General features: G+C 37.9%; 17 protein-coding genes. 8 read left to right on the plus strand and 9 right to left on the minus strand.

Features of this window, described 5'->3' with window-relative positions; all coding sequences use genetic code 11:
- Nucleotides 1–30: 30 nt before the first annotated feature.
- From D1094_RS11350 to D1094_RS11365, 4 genes are all read right to left on the minus strand, one after another.
- Nucleotides 31–1833: a M14 family zinc carboxypeptidase gene (locus tag D1094_RS11350; protein ID WP_118960226.1), complete on the minus strand. Its 1803-nt coding sequence runs from the start codon at nt 1831–1833 to the stop codon at nt 31–33.
- Nucleotides 1833–2804, minus strand: coding sequence for a hypothetical protein (locus D1094_RS11355; protein WP_118960227.1), 972 nt, complete (start codon nt 2802–2804; stop codon nt 1833–1835). The genes D1094_RS11350 and D1094_RS11355 overlap by 1 nt, the downstream gene beginning before the upstream one ends.
- A gap of 173 nt (nt 2805–2977) precedes the next feature.
- Complete coding sequence (locus D1094_RS11360) at nt 2978–4081, minus strand: DUF6136 family protein (RefSeq protein WP_118960228.1); 1104 nt, start codon at nt 4079–4081, stop codon at nt 2978–2980.
- Nucleotides 4082–4675, minus strand: a complete 594-nt coding sequence (locus D1094_RS11365; RefSeq protein ID WP_118960229.1) for an ATP-binding cassette domain-containing protein — start codon at nt 4673–4675, stop codon at nt 4082–4084.
- A gap of 210 nt (nt 4676–4885) precedes the next feature.
- On the opposite strand from D1094_RS11365, the gene D1094_RS11370 reads away from it, so the two are divergent.
- From D1094_RS11370 to D1094_RS11385, 4 genes are all read left to right on the plus strand, one after another.
- Entirely contained in the window at nt 4886–5494 is a 609-nt protein-coding gene (locus D1094_RS11370; protein WP_118960230.1) for an energy transducer TonB, read from the plus strand.
- Between the two features lie 16 nt (nt 5495–5510).
- On the plus strand, nt 5511–6080 hold the full coding sequence (locus tag D1094_RS11375; RefSeq protein ID WP_118960231.1) for an RNA polymerase sigma factor: 570 nt from the start codon (nt 5511–5513) through the stop codon (nt 6078–6080).
- On the plus strand, nt 6073–6777 hold the full coding sequence (locus D1094_RS11380; protein ID WP_118960232.1) for a TonB family protein: 705 nt from the start codon (nt 6073–6075) through the stop codon (nt 6775–6777). Before D1094_RS11375 ends, D1094_RS11380 begins: the two co-directional genes overlap by 8 nt.
- Nucleotides 6778–6868: 91 nt before the next feature.
- A complete protein-coding gene (locus D1094_RS11385; protein ID WP_118960233.1) occupies nt 6869–7261 on the plus strand; it encodes a DUF2750 domain-containing protein in 393 nt (130 codons plus the stop codon).
- A gap of 46 nt (nt 7262–7307) precedes the next feature.
- On the opposite strand, the gene D1094_RS11390 is transcribed toward D1094_RS11385, so the two are convergent.
- On the minus strand, nt 7308–9212 hold the full coding sequence (locus D1094_RS11390) for a DUF885 family protein (protein WP_118960234.1): 1905 nt from the start codon (nt 9210–9212) through the stop codon (nt 7308–7310).
- Nucleotides 9213–9482: 270 nt separating this feature from the next.
- Here D1094_RS11390 and D1094_RS11395 point away from each other — a divergent pair, with 270 nt between their 5' ends.
- On the plus strand, nt 9483–11468 hold the full coding sequence (locus D1094_RS11395; RefSeq protein ID WP_118960235.1) for a BACON domain-containing protein: 1986 nt from the start codon (nt 9483–9485) through the stop codon (nt 11466–11468).
- A 13-nt stretch (nt 11469–11481) separates the two neighbouring features.
- Here D1094_RS11395 and D1094_RS11400 read toward each other — a convergent pair whose 3' ends face one another.
- Both D1094_RS11400 and D1094_RS11405 read right to left on the minus strand, forming a co-directional pair.
- On the minus strand, nt 11482–12414 hold the full coding sequence (locus D1094_RS11400; protein ID WP_259337922.1) for a glutaminase: 933 nt from the start codon (nt 12412–12414) through the stop codon (nt 11482–11484).
- Nucleotides 12415–12549: 135 nt separating this feature from the next.
- Nucleotides 12550–12897, minus strand: a complete 348-nt coding sequence (locus D1094_RS11405; RefSeq protein ID WP_147361076.1) for a PAS domain S-box protein — start codon at nt 12895–12897, stop codon at nt 12550–12552.
- 239 nt (nt 12898–13136) lie between these two features.
- Between D1094_RS11405 and D1094_RS11410 the strand changes: the two genes are divergently transcribed.
- The 3 genes from D1094_RS11410 (at nt 13137) to D1094_RS11420 (ending at nt 15858) form a co-directional block, all read left to right on the plus strand.
- On the plus strand, nt 13137–14507 hold the full coding sequence (locus tag D1094_RS11410) for a DNA-3-methyladenine glycosylase 2 family protein (protein ID WP_118960237.1): 1371 nt from the start codon (nt 13137–13139) through the stop codon (nt 14505–14507).
- On the plus strand, nt 14507–15049 hold the full coding sequence (locus D1094_RS11415) for a methylated-DNA--[protein]-cysteine S-methyltransferase (RefSeq protein WP_118960238.1): 543 nt from the start codon (nt 14507–14509) through the stop codon (nt 15047–15049). The genes D1094_RS11410 and D1094_RS11415 overlap by 1 nt, the downstream gene beginning before the upstream one ends.
- Before the next feature lie 101 nt (nt 15050–15150).
- On the plus strand, nt 15151–15858 hold the full coding sequence (locus D1094_RS11420) for a mechanosensitive ion channel family protein (RefSeq protein ID WP_404851479.1): 708 nt from the start codon (nt 15151–15153) through the stop codon (nt 15856–15858).
- A 315-nt stretch (nt 15859–16173) separates the two neighbouring features.
- On the opposite strand, the gene D1094_RS11430 is transcribed toward D1094_RS11420, so the two are convergent.
- Together D1094_RS11430 and D1094_RS11435 are read right to left on the minus strand one after the other, a co-directional pair.
- Nucleotides 16174–16596: an N-acetyltransferase gene (locus tag D1094_RS11430; protein WP_118960239.1), complete on the minus strand. Its 423-nt coding sequence runs from the start codon at nt 16594–16596 to the stop codon at nt 16174–16176.
- A 51-nt stretch (nt 16597–16647) separates the two neighbouring features.
- Nucleotides 16648–17469 (minus strand): zinc-dependent peptidase, encoded by an 822-nt coding sequence (locus D1094_RS11435; RefSeq protein ID WP_118960413.1) that lies wholly within the window; start codon nt 17467–17469, stop codon nt 16648–16650.
- Nucleotides 17470–17504: the final 35 nt, after the last annotated feature.

Below are 17504 nucleotides of genomic sequence, written 5' to 3' on the forward strand. Positions count from 1 at the left end.
TATTAATAGTTTTGTAGCTATCAAGGCGGATTAGTTAAATAACCCCTTGCGACTCAACAGCGGTATAACACATAAAATAAATATCATGATACTTGACGTTCCACCTGAACTAGAGCTTTCTACCTTAGGTGGCTCAACGACAGGAAATAAAGCCGAATTATCATCAATTAATCGCATAGATTGATCAACGCCACCACTATCAGATACATTTCCTAAAGCATTTTCATATTGATGCCAATGACCATTTTGCCAATCAGCCACGGTACGAGGGTTAGCATCCAGCTTTTGTCCTACCATATCGGTTGTCTCTACTTTAAGGTTTAATCGAGTAATAGACTGCCAGTCAAAATCACTGGGTAACTGAAAATCAATTAGATAGCTGTCAGTTTTATAATACCTAAAACCTTCTAGAAGCCATTCACCTTGGTTAGAAGTAATACTCACTTCTTTTTCTTCATTATTTTGCAGATACTGCCAATACAAATTAATTCCTTGAACTTGAGACAAATTTGAAAATGCGACAACGTCACTATCAGCTACTTGGCGCATAGGTTTATTAAAGCTAACTTGCAATTGATATGGGGTATCGGCTAACAAGGCTTGTTCAAGCACAGTGATTAATTCAGCGCTATTATCTGCGCTCTGCCACTCTTGCTGCCATATCACCTCATTAAGATGCAAAATAGTAATTCCTGTTATTACCGGCGGCTCTGACATAGCATATAGGCCAGCTAATGCTGCTGTAGTGGTTTCAGCTCTCATCCTATTGACTTCTGAATTCGGTAAAATAAAGCCATCGTGAGACACACCAAAACCACCGTATTCCGTTGCTGAATTTAACGGTTCAATTTCTAGAGTATATGAAGGTATTTGATAGGTATTCGCAAAATACTCATCGGTACTACCAATACCTGAACCCGCCGCAGAAGGTCCATACTGATACTTGTAGCTATTCGCAGCACGCATAATATTAGCAAGTTCAAAAGTAATGTTATCTCGCCTTTCGTCACCTGTCATCGGGGTGAAATAAATCTGACTAAATGAATGTGTGTCTGTATAAAACCGCAACCTGTCTTCACCAGCAACAACAGCAGCTTGTTGCAAGGCTTTTGTTTCAGACTCTGATGCGGCACTACTACCATGATAAATTAACGACGAATTATCAGGTGAACTGCCATTCGCGTTAGTTGCCCAATAGGGGTTGTTGTTTCTATTTAAATCAATGCCATGAAAATTATCAGCAAGCGTTTGAATATCTTCATCAACGGCATGCATATTTTTTCTTCGCATACGGCCTTCTCTTGGGTAGCTAGCAAGATCGGTAACTTTATTGAAAAAGCGCTGAGTTTGTAAAAAACCATCAATATTTAATACCGGAATCAACACAAGCGTTAGGTTTTCCAGTAAGTACTGCTCTATATGTTGATTCGCTTGACCTGAAAACAAGGCTTCCATATACCCTGTAACCGCCTCGGGAGATTGCCACTCCCTAGCATGAATACCTCCATTAATGAGTGCACTTCCTTCAAGGCCTCCGCTAACTTTTATTTCATCATTATCTGATAATTTATATGCCCATATACTGCGACCATTAAAGGTTTCTCCAATAAGTATTCTTTCTATTAACGATGTTTGAGCAGCCAATTGCTGATGACGTAAATCAAGACTCTGATAGCTTCTAAAACCATCTACAGGTGTTAATGAATCGACAGGAATAGGCACCGGATAACCGAGAGGTATATTACCGTTATCACTATTAATTTCAGTGTAAGTAAATGTCTCATTGCGTGCTTGATTCGAAAATAGAATAAGTAACATGACAAGATATTTCATTACAGAGCCTCCTTCATGCAACGTTTAACGTATAAGATGGCTGATAATTCACGGCCTAACTGCATAATTTTATCAATCATGCCTTCATGTTGAGATGAACAGACAGCCATAGCAACATGCCAGGCAGTGTCTTTTTCATTGAGTAAGGCCAATAACTTATTTTGCACTGAGTCATCATCAATAAATACTGTGGTTAACTTTAAAATGGCTTGTGATGCTAACTGGCTATTATGGCTAGCTAAGTTAAGTTGTTTTATAGCCTCTTCTTTTGCAAATAATTGCTCGATACCTTGCAGTAACTGATAACTATACTGATCAGCTTCATTTTCCCACACTTGAGCAACTAATGCTTTTGACGCATGCAATGAAGCTAACATTACAAGCAATTGATTATCAGCTTGCGTAAACGACGCACTATTGATTAATTCGTTTTGAAGCCAAAGCAATGACGCTTCATCAGCATCATTTAGCGCAAGGCTAAGTGCCGCATATTTTCCTTTACCTTGTTCTGCAATAAAATCATGCCACTGCCAACGATAACTGGCCAGTGCTTCAGTGATAGTTTTTGCTTTTTCTTTATATTGCCAAATTTCCAGCACTGCTTTAGCTTGTTTGGCAATGTTAACCACTTCAAGTTGTTGCTCTGGATGATCAGGGTTTGGAATATAAAGAACATCGTCAGATAATAACTGTGAATTAAGCCATGAGGTATGCGCAAATGAAGGTGGTTGTGCGGTTAACAACCTAAAGACACGCTCAGTCGCCAACAACCTCGTCTCGTGTTTTTCTATATCCGTTAATGCTAACTTGAGTTTCGACACGTCTTGCAGTTTAGAAGAAAGCGCAAAATGTTCAGCACTTTTCTGAGCTTGTATAAATTCACTATTTGATATGGTTTGACTATATATGCTAGCGGGCAACAACATTGACGCCAACATAATAATCGGCAGGGCTAACTTATGCGTGTTCATTACCTACTCCCTTTATTAACAATGTATTCTCTTATTAACAATATATTCTCTTTATACTAATCCGTATAAGAAAGTGATCTCTTAGCGAGAAATTTTTAGTCGAATGGTATAACTATAGCTCATAGTAATAAAGCACTCAGCGAATAACGAGAAAAGACTTAGTGCGTGTTGACCTAAACAAGCATTGTCACGGTTATAAAAAACAGACTCGGCAAAATAAAGAAATTTCGTTGATATTTACTGGTGGTAATGATGGTTATTAAAGTACCAATTGGTAACAAAATCAAAACAAACGTAGAGAAACCAAGTTTGCTTTGTAACACTATACTAACCAAAACGGCTAACGTAATAATAGGCAAAATATCAGTAATATAGCGCGTTCTAGTGCGGCTCAGTAAACTTGCTAAAAAATGCTCGTACTGCTGATAAAAAGCTTCATTATCAAACTGAAAGGATCCCAATAGTAACGCTAACAACCAACAAAACAGTACTTGTAAATACCCTTGTGAAACTTGTGCCATTTGCTGCTGAACATAGGCTAATAAACTCAGCAGCACTACTATGATAAAGAGTCGAATAATAGTATTCGAAGGCGAGCTCATCATGGCAACTAAACGTACTTGCCAGTAATACTTAGTTGGCAATAGAAGTGGCTTAATATGCGCTAATGGCTCAATCAACATTTCAATCGTCATCACAAATAAAACGATAAAATTTAACCAGCTAGCTGTCATTGTGAATTCACCTGGTAACAATAACAACACAATAGGTAGGCATAATAAAGACAGCCAAGGGATACGGGCAAGGTTAATGGCCCCATAGGCAACAAACCAAGAGATCAAAGTAAATAAAGGAAAATGCAACTGCTGCCAAAATACCTGCCAACTAGGAATATAAAAACTTAACAACAAAGGCGCTAATAATAATAAATTTCCTGCGACTATCGTTAACAAGGCTGTCGTGGTTCTGCTTATAATTACACGTTGGGAATAACTGCTAAGAAAGTGCTGATATTTACTCGCCAAAATGGCTTTTCTTTGGACTCTAATTAAGCAAAATAGTAAAAAGAAATAACTCCACTGATATATCACTCGATCTTGCAGTGTGGTCTCGGTATCCGCAATGATACTTAACCAAACTAGCGGCATTAATATCATGATGGGTAACGCTAAATACAGCACCAATGTTACAAAGGTAAATAGCTGGCCAACACTGGCAATTAATTGCTTCAGTTCATCATGATAAATCTGCCAGCGTAACGCTAATAAACTCATCATCTAACTAAGATCTGCAATATTAAGTTGATTAAAATCAGTGTTATTTACGAAGCACTCTTCATGACTGGTCACAATCAATTGGCCGGCATATCCAGCTAAAAACTTTAGCAGCCACTCTCGACTATATTTATCCAACCCCGTTGTTGGCTCATCAAGCAATAAATAACTCGGCTGGTGAGAGATTGCCAATAACAATGACATTTTTTTTAGGTTACCTAATGACAAGTCACCGATAAGGGTTGTTAATTGTCTATTAAAGTTTAACTTTTCAATATATTCTTGTGGGTACGGACATTGATGCTGGCTACAATGAAACACTAGCAACTGTTTTGCGGTTAAAAACTGCGGCAAAACTATTCTGTCTGATGATACACCGATACTTTTCTTTATTTCCTCTGTATACACAGCATGCTGGTTAACCATCACATCACCACAGTCAACTGGCTCCAAACCTGCCGCTAACATAAGTAAGGTAGTTTTACCGCTGCCGTTAGGTCCAACAATACAATACCGTTGCTCGGTAAAGTTAAATGTTATGTCCTGTAACACCACTTTCTGCTGATATGATTTGGTCACCTTGTTTAAGTTAAGCATTTATTTTTATTAGATAAGAATTGTAATTATCACTATGCAAAAATCACAGCCGCTATTCAACAAGAAACATGTCAGCGAACATTTCAGTGTCACTCAAACCCCTTGAAAAAATATTTTTAAAATTTAACCCCTTTTCTATTTCTGCATCGTTTTAGCTATGAAGGTACTTTCACTTGGTTTGAAAAATATTAAAAAACAAAAGGTGACAATATGAAAAAAACAGCAATTATTATCTTTCTAGCAGGCATTACTACCATGAGTTTATTTGCCTTTATGGCGTTTCTGATCTCGACTGAAAAAGTAGAAATCACCCAATTGCCAGAGGAACCTATTATTGATGTAGCCAGCTTACCTGAAGATTCTCAGGTAGAAAGTAAACCCAAACCCCTAATACAGCCGCCAGAACCACCACCGCCTTTACCGAATACAATTGAGCCAACAGAAGTAAACGATACCGTAAGTGATTTAGTTTATACATCACCTAAAATAAGCATACCTAGTACAACAATTGCCGGAGCTGGGCTTGGTAATCAACCTGATAAAGATGCTAGACCTATTGTTAGAGTAAATCCTAAGTACCCTATTGTGGCAGCAAGAGATGGTATTGAAGGCTGGGTTAAATTATCGTTTGATATTAATCCTATTGGCGAAGTGATCAATATTAAGATTGTCGATGCTTCCCCAAAAAGAACCTTCGACAAAGCCGCAAAACAGGCTTTAAAAAAATGGAAGTATCGAGCAAAATCCGTTGACGGTAAAGCCGTAGCACAACATAATTTCATCGTACAATTAGACTTTACAATGCCTAAAGCCAGTTAGCGATAAAGGAAATAATTTGCAGCTACCTTCAATGATAAAAGGTTGGTTTAATCCCTCAAATACACCTGAGCAATTAATGCTCAGGTATAGCCAAACGAAAGAGCAAAAATACCTCATTAAATTAATTGAGTTATTTAACTTGCCTATTTATCACTATTTATTGAGCCTTTCAAACAAAGAAACGGCTGAAGATGCCCTACAAACAACTTGGATAAAAGTAATGCAAAAATCTCATTACTATAAAAACCAACAACAAGTTAAAAGCTGGTTATTTGCTATTGCGAGAAATACTTTAATTGATGAACTTAGACATCAACAAAAATGGCAATGGACAACGCTAGATGAAGAAACATTAATATCTACCTCTAACCACAAAGACACAGAGCAAAAAGACCGCTTAACATTATTCAATAATACTGTTGAATCGTTACCTTTTTTTCAGCGAGAGGCGTTCATTTTTCAACAAGAAGGGTTTTCAATCAGTCAAATTTGCGCCATAACTGATCAGTCTTTTGAAACAATAAAAAGCAGGCTTCGCTACGCACGACAAAACTTAAAGGCACAATTAGGAAATCACCATGACTAACGATAAATTTGACCGTGAGCTGAACTCTTTATATCAGCAGCGTCAGTCTCAAATTACGCCCCCCAACGTCTGTGTAAGTGAAAAAAGCTCTGCACCTAAGCGAACTCCATTGCAATTTATCGCAGTTTTCGTTGCCGGTGGTTTTGCTTCGTTCGCTATTATGGCGTTCATTAGTCATTTATCTTCAGCCCCAGAGCCTGATATGGCAATACCATTGACTCATGTAGAAATAGATATCAATGATGTTGTTGATGATGATGAAGATCAAACAGTTATTGTTATTAAGCAACCTTTACCAAAACCGCCTACTTCGACCCAACCGCTTGCGCAAGAATCAATGATACCTAGCCCTGTAGCGCCAATCACACCGCTGTTAGCTGAAGACATTGTAATATCACCTGCTACTGACACCCGTTTACCGACGATTAACCTGTCTGCGTTCAAAATCGAACCTGTATTAAAAGTTATGCCCAAATACCCACGAAACGTTACCTTAAAAAAAGTCAGCTCCATTCAGTTGCGCTACACCATTACAACAGACGGCGCGGTAAAAGATATCGTTGTAGTGAAAAGCGATGTCGCAAATACATTAGAAAAAGCAACGAAGAAAGCATTATTACAATGGCGCTATAAACCCCATGCAACTTACCCAATTCAGAATGAGATTATTTTTGAATTTGAACCCAATGAACCATGATGTCATATAGTTCAATAAATGAATGCTAACCTAACAAGATACAAGTTTGATACACTAAGCGTACTGTTAACTCGCTAAAGTAAACGTGTATATGTCACTGACCCCGCAAGCATTAGATACCATTGAAAATTATGATGATGAACAACGCTTAAATTATTTAATTCAGCAAGCTGTAGAGCATAACACCCTTTGGATCCTTGCCGATGAACATGGCTGTGTCATGCTAAACACTGATGAAGAAGACTGTGTACCAATTTGGCCAAATGAAGCATTAGCACAACGCTGGGCAACAGAAGAGTGGCAACACTGCCATGCAGAATCAATCTCTTTAAACAAATGGTTTAGCCGATGGACTATGGGGTTATTAGATGATGAATTAGCCTTGGTTGCCTTTCCTAATCAGCAAAATCAAGGGTTGGTTGTTTATCCTGATGAATTTGAAGAGATGCTGAAAAAGGCACAACGAAAAAAAGGCAAAAAGTAATTTTTTGCCTTTGGTTTTATATATTTCCCGCTAATTTGGCGAGTAATTATTTTTTATTCGCTTGAACGTTAGCAATCCAGTCGTTAACTCTTCGTTCAAGAATTTCCATTGGCAATGCACCGCCACCTAACACGGTATCGTGAAAACCTCTGATATCAAATGACTCGCCTAACTCTTTTTCAGCGTGTGCACGTAACTCTAATATTTTCAGCATCCCCACTTTGTAAGCAGTAGCTTGGCCTGGCCATACTAAATAACGTCGTACTTCAGATTTTATCGCTTCTTCTGATATAGGCGTTTTCTCTTTAAAGTATTCCACCGCTTGTTGCTCGGTCCAGCCTTTTGAATGCAACCCAGTGTCAACCACTAAACGCACAGCTCGCCATATTTCATTCACTAAACGGCCAAAATCAGAAAAATCATCTTGATAGCCACCCATCTCTTTTGCTAGTAATTCAGCGTAAAGCCCCCATCCTTCTGCATAAGCCGTAAAACGGGCTTGCGTTCTAAATTGCGGCACTGACTCCAACTCTTGAGCGATAGAAATTTGCATATGATGACCAGGGCTACCTTCATGATATGCAACACCTTCTAATTCATTTTTTGGCATCGCAGACATATCAGATAGATGAGCATAATAAATACCTGGACGTGCACCATCAGGAGTACCTGGGAAGTAATGCTGAGCGCCACCATCTTGCTCTCTGAATGATTCAACACGTTTAACGACTAAATCAGCTTTAGGTAAAATGCCAAAAAAGTTAGGTAATTGTTCTTTTATGTGGGCTAAATGTTTCTCCGTTTGCGTAATATAACCTTGGCGACCTTCATCATCATTATTAAAGAAGAATTGCTTATCGGTTTTTACGAAAGTAAAGAATTCTTGTAATGTGCCTTCAAAGCCAACTTTATCTTTAATTTCTTCCATTTCACTGGTAATACGCGCTACTTCAGACAAGCCAATTTGATGAATTTCATTTGCTGTTAACGGGGTTGTAGTTGACGCTTTTAGCCTTGAGTTATAATACGCTTCGCCATTAGGCTGACTACCAACACCAGAGGCATTTTCTTTTGTATTAACAATATCTTGTTCGAACCAAGAGACTAACGACTGGTAGCTTGGTAAAAAATGCTCATTAAGCATTTTTTTAGTTTCAGCTTTTAATGATTCAGCTTGTGCTTCATCTATTTTTTTGGCTTCAACTAAACTGGTAATTTTTCGTTTTGCATCAGCCCATAATGCTGAATCTGGGGCATCACTTTCTTCGGTAAATGGTGCGCCGGTAATTAACGCGCGAGCTTGTTCAATAACACCATCATAAGCAAATTTTGGTGGCCTTATGCCTTTTTCAGCCCTTTCTTTTGCTCGCACAAGCAAGGTTGAAATCGCCTCTGAAACGCCAGCAATACGTTTATTGTATGCACTCATATCTGACGCATCATCAACCTTATGAAAATTAATTAAAAACTGAGCAGCAAATGCTTGAATACCTTGCATTTGAGTAAAAACATACGCACTTTCAGCAAACTTATCAGCCTCTAGCGCTTGATTGTATTGAAAGAGCCAGATGTCATAAGATATCTTCGCTTCTTCATCTAATTTACGGTAGTCGAAGTTATTTTGTAACTCTTGCGCAGCTTGCTTTTGCCACGCTAATTGGCGCAACTCTTCAGCGCGAGACATATCATCTACTTGGTCGTAACGCTCTTTTCTTCCAAGAAAAGTTAGCATCATCGGGCTGTTTTGAAGTTGTTCTTCATACTTAGTCGCAAACCATTGATTTAATCGTTCACTTTCACTGATGGCACTCGTCTCTGTCACGACTTGAGTTTCAACAGCTTTAGCAGTTTGGCTAGAAGTAGCATTATCTGCTGGCTGGCATGCGGCTAATACCGCGATAGCAGATAAGGTCAATACGGTTTTAAGTTTACCTTGTGTAAAAAGGTGCATAATTTTTCCCTGATTATTATTGTCACATTACGTTAACGTTATCGAGCATAGTCGTCAATTATCCGCTTTGTTTCAAAATATTACTAAACGGTACTACCTTGAATAGCCAGTAATTAACAATGTTTTAGATAATAGCTGATATTCTTTCTTGTCTCTCTTATACTCTGCTATATTCACATGCAAAAAATTATTCATTACTGATTAACTTTTTAGTCGCTTACGCTGTAATATTAATCACTTAATCAGTAAGTTAACCATATGGGAAAAATCATGAAGGGATCAATGAAACATTTTTTCATCAAAGGTTTTCTACTAGTGAGCATCGCTTTTTTACAAGCTTGCGGTGGCTCTAGTGACGAAAAAATCTATACCATTTCTACTGACATCTCTAATGCAAGCTTTAGTAATGAGATATTTCAGCAATCAACACAATCAATCGCAGTGCAAGTCACTTTTGAAGGTGATGGAATTTTAGTTGGATTTCCGCCAGAGCAAGATCCTGTGCCTTGGTTAGCATATCGTGCAGAAAATGTAACCGATAACTCTGCGACAATTTTTATTGAAGTCATTAATGAAGAGCGTTTAAGAGCAGATACTTATGCTAGTAAGTTACGTATTGCTGTTTCAAATGATAATGGTGAAAAATTTGCTTCAAAAGACATTGATGTTTCACTATTGGTTTGGCAGTTAACCCCTACTACAGCGAAACTAAATTATAGTGCTACGCTAGGTGATGCCAGTGTTGCTAGTCAGCAATTTGATATTATAAGCGAAAATAACCAGTGGGCAGCCAGTAGTGATGTTGATTGGCTATCTCTCGATGTTACATCAGGCACAGGTAACGGTACTATTACTGTAACGGCTAATACCCAAGAGTTTATCGCATCAGGGATAAAACAAGGCAATATCATTCTAACAGAAGTCACTTCTGGTGATAGTAAAGTCTTACCGGTAGACCTCGCGTTAGACAATATATATTATCAGGCAGATACTCCTGTTATCGCTTTAACAAAAACCACAAATATTGAAGCGTTAGAAAAAACACTAAACATTAGTAATAACAGCGAACACGTTTATCCATGGCAAGCGAGCACAGAAGCAGACTGGTTAACCTTAACCATTATTGACGATAACAAATTACATATCACAGCTGACAGCAGTTTAACCCAAACGAACGCAGTAAACACGGCAGAAATCATCATTACTAGTATTGATGAAAATGCTGTGTACAGTGAAAATGTTATCGTTAACTTCTATCACAGCGACTTAGTAGTTGAAAATAAAATCATAGAGCCTACCTCTATTGATGATGGCGCTATAGTTACATCACCTGCTTTACCTGTTTTTTATACTGCGGCTGAAAACACCTTACGCAAATATCATCAATATACGGGTGAGCTAGAAAATACGTTAATAGTATCACCAGAAGGAACATTGTTAGAGCAACTAATTATTCATCCTCGTGGAGATTATATTTTAGCCAAAGCGTTAGAAACAATACCCAATGATGATGAAACAACTACCGAAGTGGTACACCGTTATCGTATTAATTTAGCTGACAATACCATTACTGAATTACTAGATGCTGATATTTTATATGAACCAACGGATATTGTTAGATTATCAAGTCGCTACTTCGTTATTACGCAAACCCTTGAATACGCCAATGAAGCACTACAAGTACAATTTTGGAATAGTGCCAATGCTTATTTTGCCTCAGATATCGATGTTGCTAAGCAGCGAAACAACATATATGCATTAAACTACTCAACCGCAACGATTAACCGCTATACCACGCAAGTTAATGACTTTGGTGAACAAAGCATCTTAACAACCCTTACCCATGAGTATCGTCCAGAGTCATTAGCTGATGATCAATTTATCAATAATTTTGTTATTGCCGATGACGAAAAGCATTTATACACCATCAGTGAAACCACTGAATGGAGTACCTTTGATGGTACAAGCTTTATTGATCAAGGGTTACTTGAAGCGACAGCGGGTATTGTAACGTTGCAATTAGAAAAAAACCAAAGTAATCAGCCGCATTTTTTACGCATTAATACCACCAATCTTGATGGTTTTTACGTCGACATTTACGATGAACAGCAAAACATCAGCGCAACAATTCAAACGGAAGGTAATCAACCTAGTAGTATGAAAATATCCTCAGACGGGCAACGTTTAATTCTTAATGCAAATGCTGCTGATCCTCTGGTAACCGATAGGATTGAGCTTGTTACGTTAACACCTTAAATGTTTATCTTCATTAGAAAATCGACGATTGCGAAATAGTAGTTAGCGATTCAAGCATTTTCATACCTAGGTAGGAGTTACCTTTCTTATTAAGTTTAGGGCTCCACACTGCCACGCTGTATTTTTGTGGATGTATGGCAATAATACCGCCGCCAACACCACTTTTCCCAGGTAAACCCACTTTAAATGAGAACTCTCCCGCTTCATCGTAAAAACCACATAACTGCAAAATAGCATTAAGCCTTTTTGCTTCACTTGAAGTGACAACCGTTTTTTTTGACAACGGATTTACACCATTTTCAGCTAAAAACATAAAGGTTTGTGCCATTTCTTTACATGTCATTTCAATAGCACAAAGGTAGAAATAAACATCGAGCACAGTAGCAATATCATTTTCGATATTACCAAAGCTTTTCATAAAATTAGCCAGTGAACAGTTTCTAAAGCTAGAATCTAACTCAGATTTAGCAACAGTTTCATTAATAGATACCTCTGGGTTTCCACTTAGCTCACAACATAAGCGTAAAATTTCATCTTTCGGGTTATCAAATTGACTAACTAGCACATCACAAATAACGATAGCACCAGCATTAAGAAAAGGATTTCTAGGAATACCTTGCTCATACTCTAGCTGCACCAATGAATTAAAAGCTGTACCTGATGGCTCAATACCAACCCTTTGCCACAAGCGATCACCAAGCGCTTTAAAAGCAAGCGTTAATGAAAGAACCTTTGATATGCTTTGAATAGAAAACTTCTCACCGGCATCACCCGCATGAAAATGTTCATTATTAGTAGTAATCAGATGAATACCTAATTTTTGCGGATCTACATGGGCCAACTCAGGAATGTAGCTCGCCACTTCGCCTAACATCTCAGTATTTTTTGCTTGTTCAAAGACCCTATCGAGCACAGATTGGTAATTTATCGACATCAATTCAGCCATAATTTGTACCTATTTATTATTTTTATGGGCGCAAAGATAGCAGAGTAAAGCAAGAAGAGGAACAAGCAGAGGTTGAATTGTATAAGAAATACAAATGAGGCCTGAAAAGTACTAAAAAATAAAGTGAAAACTATTTTACTGTTTTTTAAAAGTCCCCCACATGCCCGCTTCGGTATTATTCTCACACTTTATTAAATAGACATCAGCCCAAACAGGAATCACTTGTCCTGAACTGTGTATATACTCTTTTTCGTACGACATTTGGCCGTTAGCAAAAACGTGCTTATAAACGTGGTTGATTTCTATTGAGTGCCATTTTTTCGGTGTTATATCTGGATAGGCAAGTTTCTTAAGCTCTGCTAATGAATAGCCAATTAATTTTTCATAAGCACCATTAGCCTCTATGTACTCACCTACTATATTAGTACGAGCGACAGGAATAATGTTCTCTTCAAAGAGTTGGCGAAAGTTAGTTAAGTCCATGTTTAAGCCCTTAATTTTTATTATTAATGTTACTTTAGCTTTCACAAAAAAACTTTTAGTACATAACGACAATTTTTAAGTGCTATATTTTATAACTAAATACTTTCTCTTTAGCAATCCTTTTGTCTACTCCCTGTATTAGCCTAACCACAAATTATTTCAATATTGAGTTCCGATTCTGGCTATATTGTTAGTTTACTCACGCTATACTAGATCAGAAATAACCATACGAGTCATATATGTTATCTAACGAAATTTGTAAAAAAGCGCGACTAGCAAAGGACGCTCGCTTTGATGGCAAGTTTTTTACCGCGGTAAAAACTACCGGTATATACTGCCGTAGTATCTGCCCAGTGAAACCGCCTAAAGAAAAAAATGTGGCTTATTACCATTCAGCTATCGAATGTGGTTTAGCTGGTTTTCGACCTTGCTTACGATGCAGACCTGATAGCGCACCAGACTCCCCTGCTTGGAAAGGAGTAAATACCACTTTAGATAGGGCAATAAAACTTATCAACCAAGGCGCTTTACAACAAGGAACATTAGCTCAACTTTCTGAACGCCTAGGCATTAGCGATCGCTATTTACGACAATTATTTACACAAATTATAGGTACATCACCTAAATGTTTTGCCCAGTATCAACAGTGTTTATTTGCCAAAAAATTATTACACCAAACAAAACTACCTATTCACCAAATTGCCATTGCCAGTGGCTTTAACAGTGTTCGTCGTTTCAATGATTGCTTTAAATCGCAATTACAACTCACGCCTTCGCAAATGCGAAAGTCCAATGAAGATAACACACCAGCAAATACATTAACGTTAACACTGCATTATCGCCCACCCTACAATTGGCATTTTATTCAGCAAAATCTCGCCGCACGATGTGTTGATAAATTAGAGTGGTGTGATGATGATAACTATGGTCGCACGTTTACTTGGTTAGATTGCCAAGGAACATTTAATGTCACCCATGATGAAACTGCACACTGTTTTTATGTGGCACTTAGCCTCGATAAGCTAGAACACTTAAGCCCGATTATTAGTAATATTCGCCGAATACTTGATTTAGATGTTGATGCTCAAGTCGTTGAGGATAATTTATTATCCTGCCTACCTGAATCATTCAATTTTCGTTCGGGTATTAGGCTTCCTGGTATTTGGCATGTATTTGAAGCAGGTATAAGAGCAATATTGGGTCAACAAATATCAGTAACCGCAGCAAGAACACTTATTAGCCAATTAGTAGAGCATTTAGGGGTTAACTATCAGCACAACAAGTTATTTCCAACTCCTGAGGCGATTGCACAAGACGAACTTAAATTTATGAAAATACCCGGTTCGCGAAAACAAACATTACGTAATCTTGCTGTGCATTTCATTGAGCATGAAAGCGCATTAAACCCCGATACGTGGTTAACACTCAAAGGTATTGGCCCTTGGACGGTCAATTACGCAACAATGCGCGGTTTAAGTAATCCTGATATATTTCTTGGAGGCGACTTGGGTGTGAAAAAAGCATTAAAGCATACTCATGAAGCCTTTGATCCTAGCCTAGCATCTCCTTGGCAAAGTTATTTAACCTATCAATTATGGAGTCAATTGTAATGTTCATTGATTATCTAGAATCCCCTCTTGGCTTAATTGAATGTAAAGCTTCTCTGCTCGGTTTACGTCACGTTATTTTTTGTGGTGATGAAAAAAGAACAGTGAAATCCAACCACATTACTGACCTTGCTAAACATGAATTGTCTGAATATTTTGCAGGAACAAGAAAAAAATTCACCGTACCGTTAGACCCACAAGGGACAGATTTTCAACAAGCCGTTTGGCAATGTTTAACTGCCATACCTTTTGGTAATAAATGTAGTTACGGTGATATTGCGAAATTACTCAACAAGCCCAAAGCATCTCAAGCCGTAGGTGGAGCTAATGGCAGAAACCCTATTAGTATTATTGTGCCATGCCACCGCGTAATTGGCAGCAGTGGGAAATTAACAGGCTATGCTGGTGGTATTGCACGTAAACAATGGTTATTAACACATGAAGGCATTGAGCATATTCAAGAAGAGCGTGATGCTGAAAAATACAGTAAAACGTTAAATACCGTCATTAATACTCGCCAGAGTAAAACTAATTTCTTAACCTAAAAAGTGCACTATCAACTTATTCTTCATTGATATCATTGTATAAAATGCCATTATTATCTACACTAAAACTCCCGTATGCTCTGACAAATAAAGGAAAAATCATGAGCGGTGTAGAAAATTCAATGACTCAAGTAGAGTCACTTACAATGCAAGCATATGAACTCGGGTTGCTTTATGCACCAAAACTCGGACTAGCTATACTCACGTTAATTATCGGTTTATGGATTATCAGCGGTATAAGCAAAGTATTAGTACTTTCAATGGAACGTTCAAAGGTAGACCCTACTTTAGTTCCTTTTATAGAAAGTCTGTCATCATGGACATTAAAGTTATTACTTTTCATTTCAGTAGCTTCAATGATAGGTATTGCAACAACCTCTTTCATCGCAGTACTCGGTGCAGCAGGCTTAGCAATAGGTTTAGCACTACAAGGCAGCCTATCAAATTTTGCTGGCGGCGTACTTATTATGATATTTAAACCTTATAAAGTAGGTGATTTAATTGAATCTCAAGGTCATTTCGGTGAAGTAAAAGAAGTACAAATTTTCAATACAATTCTTGTCTCTCCACAAAGTAAGCGCATTATTATTCCAAATGGCGCGGTATCAAATGGCTCTATTGTTAACTTTACCACCGAAGGTAAAATACGTGTCGATATGACCATAGGTATAGCATATGATGCTGATATTGATGTAGCGAAAAAAGTTTTGATGGACGTATTAGAAAATAATGACAAGGTAATGAAAGAACCAGCTCCATTTGTTGGTGTTTCAGAAATGGCTGATAGCTCTGTAAATCTTGCGGTTTGACCCCATTGTTTACCAGAACATTACTGGGCTGTTTATTTTGCTGTAAATGAAGAGATTAAGAAAAGTCTTGATAGTAATAACATTACTATTCCGTTCCCGCAGCGCGATGTACATCTTATTCAGCAATAAGTAACACACTGCACTTGTATATACAAACGCTAATTTATTATTAGCGTTTTTTTATAAAAAACTAGGGGCTGTTGATCTTTCGCGATTAAGTTTTGTTCGAGCTAAAAGCGTTTTATTCGCGGCGAGTAGTGTGTAGCTTAGTCATTCTAAGCAAATACTACTCAACAAAGCCTAAAATGCTTTTAATTAGAGTGCTTTAACCATAAAATATTTGGCACCCTGTAATGGGTATTGTGTTTGAGTCCATTGCACTTCATAACCGTATTTTTCGTAAAAACTTTTCGCCTGAAACTCTAGCGTATCGAGCATACTAAAAAGGCACCCCTTCTCTTTGGCTTTGCTTTCGAGCTGCGCAAGTATTTTACTGCCCCAGCCTTTTCCTCGTAGCTTTTCTGATACCCAAAGTGTTTCAATCATTAACCAGTGACCAAACGTTTTAGCATTAGCGCCAGCAACAACATTACTGCGCTCATCGTTAATACTAATCAACAATGGTTTTTTTATTGTGTTTTGCCAATGTGTGGCATTAAATGCTCTAATTTTTTTACTTAAAAAGTGAGCTAGTTCATCGTTGTTTTGTTCTTCTAAAGTTAAGGTTAATTTTGTCATTTACTTACATTGCCTTGTCTCGTTTAAAGTCATTTCTTCGTGAGCTTATATTTACGCCCAATGTACCGGATCAACATGATAAAATTGCTTAAGTTGTTTATACAACTTAGGGTGCTTTGCCCAAAAGTCTTGAGGTTTTTCAAAAAACACCTCACTGGCCACAGCAAAAAACTCAGCGGGCTCTGTTGCGCCATAGTAGTCAAACAATGATGGAGTTCCATTTATTGCCTGCTGCTGTAATTGCTGAAATTGCGCTAGAAACGCTTTAGACCAAGCTTGATAATTTTGCCCCTTAGCCAAAATTGGCGCTCCATTAGCCCGACCGGTTTCTTGATCTAATTGGTGGGCAAACTCATGAATAACAACATTTCTACCATCATCTGGAATGTCTGCACCTTCAACAGTATCTTGCCATGATAAAACCACCTTACCAAAATCCCACGATTCACCTGCTAATGTCACTTGCTGACTATGCGCTATACCACCCGTGACTTTACTTTGCCGCTTAATGAAAGCACTTGGATAAACTAAAATAGTTCGCAATTTAGGGTAATAATTAGTCGGTCTATTCAACAAAAGCAAACAAGCTTGAGCCGCAACTGTTACACGTATTTCATCGTTAATCACCATACCGTTGCAGCCAACAAAGTCTTTTTCCGCTAAAAAAACCTGAATATGCCCTTTTAACTGTAACTGTAAATCTGCTGGCATTTGACGAAAGTAAGGCATTCGTTGTTGAAGTATTTTGCGCCACTCTTTTTTAAAAGGCTCAGCTTTTATTTTGTTTCGTTGGTGCTCACGCCAATAAGGTTTACCCGCTAAATAGGCAATAAGAATTAAGGCAATCGCAAGAGGTAACACATAAGAAAGCATAAGATAACCGAATAAGGTCTTTATTATTAAGTAGG

The organism is Colwellia sp. RSH04, from assembly GCF_003545765.1.
Classification (GTDB): Bacteria; Pseudomonadota; Gammaproteobacteria; order Enterobacterales; family Alteromonadaceae; genus Colwellia.